Origin of the sequence: Arachidicoccus rhizosphaerae, from assembly GCF_900107765.1 — a bacterium.
Taxonomy (GTDB): Bacteria; Bacteroidota; Bacteroidia; order Chitinophagales; family Chitinophagaceae; genus Arachidicoccus; species Arachidicoccus rhizosphaerae.
In genome coordinates this window covers 74,265-85,134 of the sequence record NZ_FNQY01000016.1, presented here as the reverse complement: position 1 = coordinate 85,134, position 10,870 = coordinate 74,265, and the positions used below count along the sequence as shown (strand labels likewise).

The 10,870-nt window shown below is 43.0% G+C and carries 11 protein-coding genes; 9 read left to right on the top strand and 2 right to left on the bottom strand.

What is annotated here, in order from left to right; translation table 11 throughout:
- Window positions 1-712 precede the first annotated feature (712 nt).
- Complete coding sequence (locus BLU80_RS13485) at window positions 713-1,198, top strand: cytidine deaminase (protein WP_091399470.1); 486 nt, start codon at window positions 713-715, stop codon at window positions 1,196-1,198.
- A gap of 43 nt (window positions 1,199-1,241) precedes the next feature.
- Here BLU80_RS13485 and BLU80_RS13480 read toward each other — a convergent pair whose 3' ends face one another.
- Together BLU80_RS13480 and BLU80_RS13475 are read right to left on the bottom strand one after the other, a co-directional pair.
- The gene (locus tag BLU80_RS13480) at window positions 1,242-2,186 is read right to left on the bottom strand and encodes a 4-(cytidine 5'-diphospho)-2-C-methyl-D-erythritol kinase (protein WP_091399467.1); all 945 of its coding nucleotides are present in this window, start codon (window positions 2,184-2,186) and stop codon (window positions 1,242-1,244) included.
- Between the two features lie 52 nt (window positions 2,187-2,238).
- The gene (locus BLU80_RS13475; protein WP_091399464.1) at window positions 2,239-2,835 is read right to left on the bottom strand and encodes a bifunctional nuclease family protein; all 597 of its coding nucleotides are present in this window, start codon (window positions 2,833-2,835) and stop codon (window positions 2,239-2,241) included.
- 253 nt (window positions 2,836-3,088) lie between these two features.
- Between BLU80_RS13475 and BLU80_RS13470 the strand changes: the two genes are divergently transcribed.
- The 8 genes from BLU80_RS13470 (at window position 3,089) to BLU80_RS13435 (ending at window position 10,859) form a co-directional block, all read left to right on the top strand.
- Window positions 3,089-4,330, top strand: a complete 1,242-nt coding sequence (locus BLU80_RS13470) for a sugar MFS transporter (RefSeq protein ID WP_091399461.1) — start codon at window positions 3,089-3,091, stop codon at window positions 4,328-4,330.
- A 69-nt stretch (window positions 4,331-4,399) separates the two neighbouring features.
- Window positions 4,400-4,735, top strand: coding sequence for an L-rhamnose mutarotase (locus BLU80_RS13465; RefSeq protein WP_091399542.1), 336 nt, complete (start codon window positions 4,400-4,402; stop codon window positions 4,733-4,735).
- A gap of 68 nt (window positions 4,736-4,803) precedes the next feature.
- Window positions 4,804-5,571 carry an SDR family NAD(P)-dependent oxidoreductase gene (locus tag BLU80_RS13460; protein ID WP_091399540.1) on the top strand — a complete coding sequence of 256 codons (768 nt, stop codon included), beginning with the start codon at window positions 4,804-4,806 and terminating at the stop codon, window positions 5,569-5,571.
- Window positions 5,572-5,618: 47 nt separating this feature from the next.
- A complete protein-coding gene (locus BLU80_RS13455; protein WP_091399457.1) occupies window positions 5,619-6,479 on the top strand; it encodes a fumarylacetoacetate hydrolase family protein in 861 nt (286 codons plus the stop codon).
- On the top strand, window positions 6,466-7,341 hold the full coding sequence (locus BLU80_RS13450; protein WP_091399454.1) for an amidohydrolase family protein: 876 nt from the start codon (window positions 6,466-6,468) through the stop codon (window positions 7,339-7,341). Before BLU80_RS13455 ends, BLU80_RS13450 begins: the two co-directional genes overlap by 14 nt.
- A 15-nt stretch (window positions 7,342-7,356) precedes the next feature.
- Entirely contained in the window at window positions 7,357-8,145 is a 789-nt protein-coding gene (locus BLU80_RS13445; RefSeq protein WP_091399452.1) for an L-fucose dehydrogenase, read from the top strand.
- 44 nt (window positions 8,146-8,189) lie between these two features.
- Window positions 8,190-9,845 (top strand): UxaA family hydrolase, encoded by a 1,656-nt coding sequence (locus tag BLU80_RS13440; protein WP_091399449.1) that lies wholly within the window; start codon window positions 8,190-8,192, stop codon window positions 9,843-9,845.
- Window positions 9,846-10,085: 240 nt separating this feature from the next.
- On the top strand, window positions 10,086-10,859 hold the full coding sequence (locus tag BLU80_RS13435) for a 3-keto-disaccharide hydrolase (RefSeq protein ID WP_091399447.1): 774 nt from the start codon (window positions 10,086-10,088) through the stop codon (window positions 10,857-10,859).
- The last annotated feature ends 11 nt before the right edge of the window (window positions 10,860-10,870 follow it).

Below are 10,870 nucleotides of genomic sequence, written 5' to 3'. Positions count from 1 at the left end.
ATGTTTTTGAACATCTCTTTCGGGCTGGCAGGGATTTCAGGCAAAAGCTTGTTTATTTCATCTTGCAAATCGAGGGCACGCAAAGGTTTTATAATGTAAGATAAGGTTATTCTTGTAAAACTTCCATTTTTAAATGTGCTTATCGTAAATGTACTAATACCCGTGTTGAGTTGAAATCATCTTTTGGGGCGGCCTTATTTGCCTTATGTAACTTTTATACTGTTGTCCCAATTCTTTAATGAGTTCTTGTCCTGATTTATAAACTATAGATATATCTATAAAAACAGGCAAAATGATGAAGTTTTATAGATATATCTATAGTTATTGTAGGCTAAAATTTGCCAATTTCTTATAACCCGAAAATAATGCCAGGTCCGTTTCAAATTCCCCTTGCCATCTATAAGGTTTTTTGCACTCAGATTATTAGCCGTAAATGACCTGAAGTTTAGATGCGTGTTCAAGCATTCAAACAAGTTTCCTGGATTCCCATGGCTCTGTGAGAACCTTTACCATTTTTGATAGGTTGCGACAAAATTGAACACCTGTAATTTTTCGCCCCATTTAGCCCGGATTTCAGTTGATTATTATCAATTGTTTAAAGAAAGTTCTCCCATAAATGCTTATATTTATTCCCCTTTATTTTTGGAGAGGTTAATTGACTGCCCGGCATTATTGGATAAAGGGCGTTATTACAGTACTAAAATTTCGATTTATGGAGAAACAATATCAGTTTTCATATGACTATTTTGATTCAATAGAGGATTTGGTTCCTGAGGAGGCTGCTTTACTGGAAAGAGCCAGGGAAAAAGCGCATCATGCCTATGTGCCTTATTCCAATTTTGGGGTATCGGCTGTGGGGCTTTTAGAAAATGGAATGATCGTAGAGAGTACCAATCAGGAAAACGCCAGTTATCCGGTCGGTATCTGTGCAGAGAGAGTATTGCTGTCTACCATTTCTTCTGTTCATCCAGGGGTGCCGGTTACAAAAATTGCGATCAGCTATTATAACCCCAAAGGAACAGACAGGGTGCCTATTGCACCCTGCGGGATGTGCAGGCAGGCCTTGCAGGAACAACAGGTAAGGTTTGGTAAACCGGTACTCATATTGATGTCGGGGCAAAACGGTGCAGTTGTGCGGGTAAAAGATGCTGCTTTTTTATTGCCTTTCCATTTTTCAGGTGAAGACCTGGAAAGATAGCCGGCTCAGCAATTTGCGTAGTTTGCCCGGACCCGGCACTTTGTTATAAAGGCCAGGAATGTACGCTGTAAGGTTTAAATTTATCCAGCGCTGCAGCTGTCGGTATTTGCCCATTGGCAAATAATCCAAATACGGAGCTTCCTGAGCCGGTCATACTGGCATAGGCGGCTCCCAGGGTATATAATCCCTCTTTAATTGCTTTTATCGCTTCAAACTGGGCAAAAACAGGGGTTTCAAAGTCATTGGTGAGGGTATCAGGCCAAAATTCAGGAGGTTTACTGAAGATACGTGTGAACATTTCCAGCTCCGGTCCTTGTTTTGGAATGATATTATTAAAAGCCATTGCAGTCGGAACATGGATGCCCGGGCAAATAAGCACCAGCGTATAACCTTTTAATAAGCTTTCCAGGCCACCTGGGGCCTCGGAAAGGATTTCTCCTCTGCCCACGGCTATCTGCGCCGTATTTTTGATAAAAAAAGGACAGTCACTGCCTAGTCTTGCCGCATAATCCAGCAAGGCCTTTTCTGAAAGCTGCAGACCGGCTAGTTCATTGAATGCCTTTAAAGCGGCGGCGCCATCGGCGCTGCCACCTCCGAGTCCTGCACCCATTGGTACATTTTTATGTAAATGCATTTGAATGGCGGGAAGCTGAGGATAGTCAGCCTTTAATAACCGGTAGGCTTTAATACATAAATTATCTTGCGAGTCTCCTTTTATTGGAATTCCGGAACTGCTATAACAGAGGGGCAGATCTGGACATGGTTGCAAAGGAGAATTTGCTACATCGCCAGGAGCCATTTTGCCGGCCCATCTATCTGAAATTTTAACTGTTCCCGCCTTTTGATCAGCCGTATTGGACACAATCACTTCCAGGCTGTCGGAAAAGGGGATAGGATAAAATAAGGTCAATAAATCATGATAGCCATCCTGCCGTTTGCCTGTAATATATAGCCCCAAATTGAGTTTTGCGCCAGGGGATACAATCATGCCATGTAGAGTTTTAATCTATTTAGTTACTGAAAAGGGCCGAAACGCCTGATTATTTGCTTTTACGACGATTGATCTCATCGCGGATGGCGGCTGCTTTAATATAATCCTCAGATTCCAGCACCTGATCCAGCATTTTTTGTAATTCAATTACAGAAAGATGCGAAAGATCGCTTTCTTTTTTGGTCTCTTCCGTTATGGATGGATTATAGGCTTCAGAACTGCTGCTGACAGCAGAAGTATTCATTTCTAAGGAGGCGCTGTCCAAAATATGCTCATAGGTATAAATCGGGCACCCATAGCGTACTGCCAGGGCGATCGCATCACTTGTGCGGCTATCAATTTCAGCAGACTGATGGTCATTCATACAAACCAGGGTTGAATAAAAGACACCCTCTTGTAAGTCGTTAATAATCACTTCCAGTAATTCAATATTGAATGCAGAAGTGATATTTTTAATCAAATCATGGGTGAGTGGGCGTGTGGGCTTCATTCTTTCAAGTGCGACAGCTATGGCCTGGGCCTCAAATCCACCTATTACGATAGGTAATTTACGCAGGCCGTTTACCTCTCCTAGTACTACTGCATAGGACTGGGTACCAGACATACTATGAGATAAAGCAATTATTTCTAATTCAATCTTTTTCATTCTGCTATTCTCGGTTTTTCGAGTTGAAGGACAAAAATAAAAAAATCAAGGCGGAATCCTTTCAATTTGGCAGATAAAATAGCAAATCACTTCCGCAGTATAATTATTATTACATCAAATCTGTATTTTCAGACTTACGGATGTTAATATATTACAAGAATTGGCCAATAAATGACACTATAATCCTGAATTATTATAATTACTTTGGATATCAAAATCAGACTAAAATTCTAATTTACTTTAAAATTGTAATATGTCAAAAAATAAGTATCTGTTTGCGTTTGCACTAGTTACTTCTCTGTTTTTTATCTGGGGCTTCACTTATGGCCTTTTGGATGTACTCAATAAGCACTTTCAGGTGACGTTAAATGTGACCAAAACCAGGAGTACTTTATTGCAGGCAGCTTATTTCGGGGCCTATTTTCTGATCGGACTCATTGGCGTTTTTGTCAATAAATTCGATTATAAAAAGGGAATCATCTTTGGACTGTTACTCTTTGCCATTGGTGCATTTTTATTTTATCCGGCGGCAGAGTCTTATAACTTTAATTATTTTTTACTGGCCCTCTTTATATTGGCAGCCGGTTGCGGATGCCTGGAAACAACCGCTAATCCATATGTTACGGTGCTGGGGGATCCGGCAAAATCTGCTAACAGGCTGAATCTCAGTCAATGCTTTAACGGTCTTGGTTCTTTTTGCGGTCCGTTTATCGCCAGTTGGCTGTTTTTCTCTGATGGTAATAGTGATAACCTGGATTCTGTTAAAAATGTATATCTGGTAATTGGCGTGGTGGTTCTGGCTATTGCCTTTTTATTTATACGCACTAAATTACCAGAAATCAAGGAAGCAGAGGCTGAACATTTAAGTGCTGAGGAGGATAAAAAACCGCTAGGGCAACATCCGCATTTTATTTTTGGGGTCATTGCACAGTTTTTTTATATCGCTGCCCAGGTTGGCGTAGCTGCTTTATTTATCAATTATTGTACGGAGAGCGGCCTTAAGATAGACAATGCACTGGCCTCCACATTATTGGGTGTCGCATTATTTTTATTTGCTGCCGGCCGCTTTATCGGAACGGCACTGATGCGGATTTTTGCCCCACAGGTACTTTTGACTTTTTATGCCCTTGTAAATGTGGTGCTCTGTGGTATTGTTTTACTACACTTTAACTGGATTTCTATCGGTGCTTTAATGGGGATTTTCTTATTTGAGTCTATTATGTTCCCTACCATTTTTGCCCTGGGTATAAAAGGTTTGGGATCACATACCAAAAAGGCGGCTTCCTTTATGATTATGTCTATAGTCGGGGGAGCAATCGTGCCGGCAGTCATGGGCTTTTTGGCAGATAAATATACGACGGCCTTCTCTTATGTGATTCCGATGGTTTGTTTTGTAATCGTAGCCTGGTATGGTTGGAGGGGATATGCTATCGGCCTGGATCCCCATGATCAAAATGCAGGCGAAAAGTTACAGATAGATTTGAGCAAGCATTAATTTGTTGTCATTCAATAGGAAGTATAGTGTAGAAATTAAATATAAATGGGGTTACCCCCTGGAAAAATTATGAAAACTTACGCGTTAGCATTAGACCTGAAAGATGATCCTGAACTTATCCGGGAGTATGAATCCTATCATAAAAGGATCTGGCCTGAGATCACTGCCAGTATAAAAGAAAGCGGTATTGAACATATGCAGATATACCGAACAGCAAACAGACTCTTTATGCTGATGCAAGTTGGGGAGGATTTTAGTTTTGACAAAAAAGCCCAGGCGGATAACAACAATCCAAAAGTGCAGGAGTGGGAAAACCTGATGTGGAAATACCAACAGGCACTGCCCGGAGCAGCGCCCGGGGAAAAATGGCGGCTGATGGAAGAAATCTTTTCTTTAGAAGCGTAATGAATACCTTTGGAGGTAGAAATCAGGCCATCCGGGTATTCATCATAAAAAATAAAAAGCGATATATAATGAAATTCAGTTTAAACGGGAAAAATGCACTGATTACCGGTGCAGGAAGCGGGATAGGTCAGGCCACTGCCTTTAGCTTTGCTGAAGCGGGTGCACATGTATGGATTGTAGATTTAAATGAGGCGGGTGCCCGGCAAACAGAGGCGGAGATTAAACAAAAAGGAGGACAGGCCTCCGTCTTACTGGTCAATGTTACGGACCAGGCGGCGGTCATAGAAGCCTATGGAACACCTGATTCCATAGATATTCTTGTCAACAGTGCAGGTGTTTCCCATATCGGAAAGCTAGACAGCACTCCTGAAGCCGATTTTGACCGGATTTACCAGGTGAATGTAAAAGGTGTGTATAATTCCATGCTGGCGGCTATCAGCCGGATGCAGGCTGCTAAAAAAGGGGTCATCCTTAATCTGGCTTCCATCGCATCCAGTGTCGGTATCCCGGACCGTTTTGCCTATTCTATGAGTAAGGGTGCTGTCCTGGCTATGACATTGTCTGTCGCTAAGGATTATGTAAAGGAAGGCATTAGGTGTAACTGTATATCTCCGGCCAGAGTTCATACACCTTTTGTAGACGGATTTTTGGCTAAAAACTACCCTGGCCGTGAACAGGACATGTTTGAAAAACTCTCCGCCACGCAACCCATTGGCCGGATGGCAAAGCCATCTGAAATCGCAGATCTGATTTTATATCTGTGCAGCGATGAAGCAGGGTTTATTACCGGTTGTGATTACCCTATTGACGGTGGATTTATAAAACTAAATAACTAGGTTCAACAGATTGAATATAGAATAATACAGATAACAAAAAGACGATTATGAAACTGATAAGATTTGGACAGCAGGGCCAGGAAAAACCAGGCGTTTTAATTGGTGATAAGAGATTTGATACTTCTGCCTTTGTGAAGGATTATGATGAGGCGTTTTTTGCCGAAGGAGGATTAGAGAAACTGGCAGAAGAGGTGATGAAAAACGAATGTAATCTACCTGAAGTGTCAGTTACGCAGAGATGGGGCAGTGCAGTGGCAAGGCCTTCTAAAATCATTTGTATCGGCCTGAACTATGCCAAACATGCCGCTGAAACGGGAGCTAAGATTCCTGAGGAACCTATCGTGTTTTTTAAGGCTACCACCGCTTTATGCGGACCGTTTGATCCGGTGGTTATCCCTAAAAATTCTGTAAAGACAGACTGGGAAGTGGAACTGGCCGTCGTTATCGGGAAAAAAGCATCTTATGTTGAAAAAAAGGAAGCCTTGGATTATGTGGCAGGCTATGCACTGCTCAATGATTATAGTGAAAGAGAATTCCAGATAGAAAGAGGCGGTCAATGGGTTAAAGGAAAGGGCTGTGATACATTTGCACCTTTAGGACCTTTTATGGCGACCAAAGATGAAATCGCGGATCCCAATAACCTGCATCTATGGCTGGATGTCAATGGCAAAAGATTGCAGGACTCCTCAACCTCTGATTTTATTTTTAATATTGAGTACCTGGTCAGTTATTTAAGTCAGTTTATGACTTTGTTGCCAGGGGATGTTATATCAACCGGAACACCGGCCGGGGTCGGTCTTGGCATGAAACCGGAACCATGGTATTTAAAACCGGGTGATGTTGTAGAATTAGGTATTGAAGGACTCGGTACCTCCAAACAAACAGCAGTCGCATATGCAAAGAATTGATGCACATCAGCATTTCTGGGTCTTTGATCCGGTAAGAGACAGCTGGATTACGGATGATATGGCAAAGATTCGGGCAGATTTTTTACCGGGAGACCTGGCTCCCATATTAAAAGAAAATAAAATAGGAGGCTGTATCGCCGTACAGGCGGAGCAGTCGCTGGGAGAAACAGACTTTTTATTAAATCTGGCTGCAAAAAATGATTTTATCAAAGGCGTTGTAGGCTGGGTGGATTTAAAAAGCCCGCAGCTGGAACAGATACTTTCAGGTTATCAGGGAAATGCCGTTTTAAAGGGGTTTCGCCATATTTTACAGGGTGTTACTGATTTGCCGGCTTTTTTTGAAGACGGTTTATTTGAAAAGGGGTTGCATACAATTCTGGATAAGGGATATAGTTATGACCTGCTGGTATATCATCATCAATTAGCCAGGATCATGCCTTTAGTTGAAAGACTTTCTGCCAGACCGGATAATGGACAGGTTAAATCCTGCAAGCTGGTACTGGACCATATAGGCAAGCCGGATTTAAAGACAGGCGCAATTAAACAATGGAAAAAGCACATCCAGGAGCTGGCTGCCTTTAAAAATGTTTATTGTAAGGTATCCGGGCTGGTTACGGAAGCTGATTTCAGATCCTGGAAGCCGGAAGATCTAAAGGGTGCGCTGGATACGGTACTGGAGGCATTCGGGGTGGACAGACTCATGTTTGGCAGTGACTGGCCGGTCTGCCTGGTGGCAACTGGTTATGGTAAATGGGTGGAGGTGCTGGAAAATTATTTCAGTGATTTAAGTCAGGAGGCCATATCCGCTATTTTCGGAGGGAACGCCGCCAGATTTTATGGTATTGACAATCAATTAAATTAGATTAAAAGTAAAAATATGGATTTGGGCTTAAAGGATAAAGTGATCATCGTAACGGGCGGCGCCAAGGGTATTGGTGCCGGTATCGCCGAGGTAGTAGCTGCAGAAGGTGCTAAGGTGGTGATCGTTGGCAGAAAAGCTGTGGATAACCAAAAGAAGTTAGCGGAAATTATAGCGGCTGGCGGTCAGGGCTCTACGATAGAAGCAGAGCTGAACGACCCTTCCAACTGTAAAAAAGTTATTGATGAGGTGCTCAAAAAATATAACCGGATAGACGGGATTGTGAACAATGCGGGCCATAATGATGGGGTGGGTCTGGAAAAAGGAAGTTACGAAGGCTTTATCGAGTCCATGCATAAGAACGTAGTCCATTATTATTTACTCGTGCATTATGCATTGCCTGCCTTGATTCAATCAAAAGGCAGTATTGTCAATATTTCTTCCAAGACGGCAGAAGTAGGTCAGGGCAATACCTCAGGATATGCGGCGGCCAATGGTGCCAGAAATGCACTGACCAGGGAATGGGCTGTTGAGTTACTTAAATATCAGATACGGGTCAATGCGATTGTCGTGGCAGAATGCTGGACACCACAGTACTCCGAATGGATTAAAACCTTGCCGGATTCTGAGGCTAAGTTGGCTGAAATTACCAGTAAAATACCACTGGGTCACCGCATGACTACGGCAGAGGAAATTGCGAATACAGCCGCGTTCCTGTTAAGTGAAAAATCCTCCCATACAACGGGGCAACTGCTGCATATAGACGGAGGATACGTTCACCTGGACAGGGCTTTGGCCAATGCCTGATGAACATAAAAAGAGCATATATTATTATTTAAAATAGATAGAAGGTGAGTGTAAATAAAGTCCTGCAAGTACATCCGAAGGATAATGTACTGGTGGCACTGCAAGACCTCCACAAGGGGGATACAGTGAACTTTGGCGGAAAATCGTATCTTTTAAAAGATACAGTAAAAGCAAAACATAAATTTGTAACGGAAGATATTGATGTTGGCGGTCAGGTGTTTATGTACGGGGTGCTGGTAGGAAAAGCCAAGCAACCTATCGCTACCGGGGAGGCCATTAATCTGGGGAACCTGAAGCATGCCGCCAGCGATTTTTCCATTGGTGAAAGACATCTGGATTGGCACCAACCTGATACAGGCGCCTTTGAAGGCAAACATTTTATGGGATATCACAGAAAAGATGGTCGGGTCGGGACTGCAAATTACTGGCTGGTCGTGCCACTGGTTTTCTGTGAGAATAAAAATCTGGGGAAACTGGAAAAAGCGTTGGTAGAAGAATTGGGCTATGGCAAGACAGAATCCATCGATACCCAGTCCCTGCAGTTGATAGATCTTTATAAAAGCGGTAAAAGCCTGGAAGATATTTTGGGGGCGGATCTAAATCCGGAAGTTGCCCAGCCTAAAAAGGAAAGATTATTTGAAAATGTTGATGGTATTCGCTTTTTAAGCCATACGGGGGGCTGCGGCAGCACCAGAGAAGATTCTGATGCCCTTTGCGGGCTACTGGCAGGATATATTACCCATCCTAATGTCGCAGGAGCTACTGTTCTCAGTCTGGGATGTCAGCATGCTCAGGCCAGTATCTTAAAAGCTGAAATCAAGAAAAGGGATCCGGAATTTGACAAGCCTTTATATATCCTGGAACAGCAGAAAATAGGCGTTACGGAAACATTTCTAAGCGAAGCGCTAAAGCAGACTTTTGCAGGGCTGATGCAGGCAAATCAGCATCAAAGAGAGCCGGCCCCACTCAGTAAACTATGTATCGGACTGGAGTGTGGCGCAAGTGACGGCTTCTCGGGAATCTCGGCAAATCCTGCCATTGGTTTTACTTCAGATTTATTGGTGGCTCTTGGCGGATCGGTGATCCTATCAGAATTCCCGGAACTCTGCGGGGTGGAACAAAATCTTAGCGATCGCTGTATTGATATTGCCACGGCAGAAAGATTTTCGAGCCTGATGCATACCTATAACGACAGGGCAGTAGCTGTGGGTTCAGGCTTTGATATGAACCCTTCTCCGGGTAATATCAGAGACGGATTGATTACAGATGCCATTAAATCTGCAGGAGCCGCTAAAAAAGGAGGGACTTCTCCGGTAACCGATGTTTTGGATTATCCTGAGAGACAGTCCAAACCTGGTCTGAATCTGCTTTGTACACCAGGAAGCGATGTTGAATCCTGTACGGCGGAAGTAGGGGCGGGAGCCAATATTGTTTTATTTACAACGGGTCTGGGAACGCCGACCGGCAATCCAATAGCGCCTGTAGTAAAACTGGCAACCAATACCGTACTGGCAGAAAAGATGTCGGATATCATTGATATTAATACCGGTACCGTCATTGATGGTACAGAAACCATCGAACAGGCCGGTGCACGTATCCTGGATTATGTCATTGAAGTAGCCAGCGGTCGTCAGCTGATTGCAGCGGAGAGAAACAGACAATACGATTTTATTCCCTGGAAAAGAGGTGTTTCTTTGTAACTAGCTATTTTTCAGAGAGTTTAAATAAAAAAGCGGACAATCGGGGCCGCTTTTTTATTTAAAATAACCGCCGCTTATTTTTTATAGCAAAACGCAAATCTCTGTAAGGTCATTTTTTAATAAAAACTTAATTTAAAAGAAAATGACCGGAAGGTTTTTAAACAAAAACCCAATACTGCCCCTTATTTGTTTGTTTTCATTACATTTGGAAACTATAAATATGTTGATTAAACAAAAACTATGAATAAGACAGTCTTTTTAATGACCGCAGCCATTCTAGTAGCAGGCTCGGTTAATGTAATGGCGCAAAAGCCTGAAGATACCGAAGTATATTCACCTGTGCCTACTGTAGTAACACCGGGAGCCACCACCCTGGAGGCCCCTTCTGATGCTATTATTTTATTCAATGGTCAGAATCTGAGCCATTGGGAGTCTGTAAATAACCCCGGCCAGCCGGCAAATTGGGAGGTAGCCAACGGTATATTAACTGTCAATAAGAAGGCAGGTAATATTCAGACTAAAGAAAAATTTGAGGATTATCAGATGCATATTGAATGGCGGATTCCGGCAGATATTGAAGGAGAAGGCCAGGCTCGCGGTAACAGTGGCCTGTTTTTGGCCTCGATAGGTTCCGGAGATGCTGGTTATGAGTTGCAGATTCTGGATTCTTATAAAAATAAGACCTACACAAATGGTCAGGCGGGGTCCATTTATAAACAGTCCGTGCCCTTAGCCAACCCGGCCAGAATGCCAGGAGAATGGCAATCTTATGATGTGATCTGGACGGCTCCCAGATTTAATGAGGACAGCACGCTAAAATCACCGGCAAGAGTAACGGTTTTCTTTAATGGCGTTCTGGTACAAAATAATTACGAATTAAAAGGGCCCACCCTTTATATTGGCCAGCCTTCGTATCAGGGAGCGGCACACGGCCCAAGTCCTATTAAGTTACAGGCTCATGGAGATAATAGCAAACCTATCAGTTTCCGTAATATTTGGGTTCGTAAACTCTAGCAGCTGCTTCA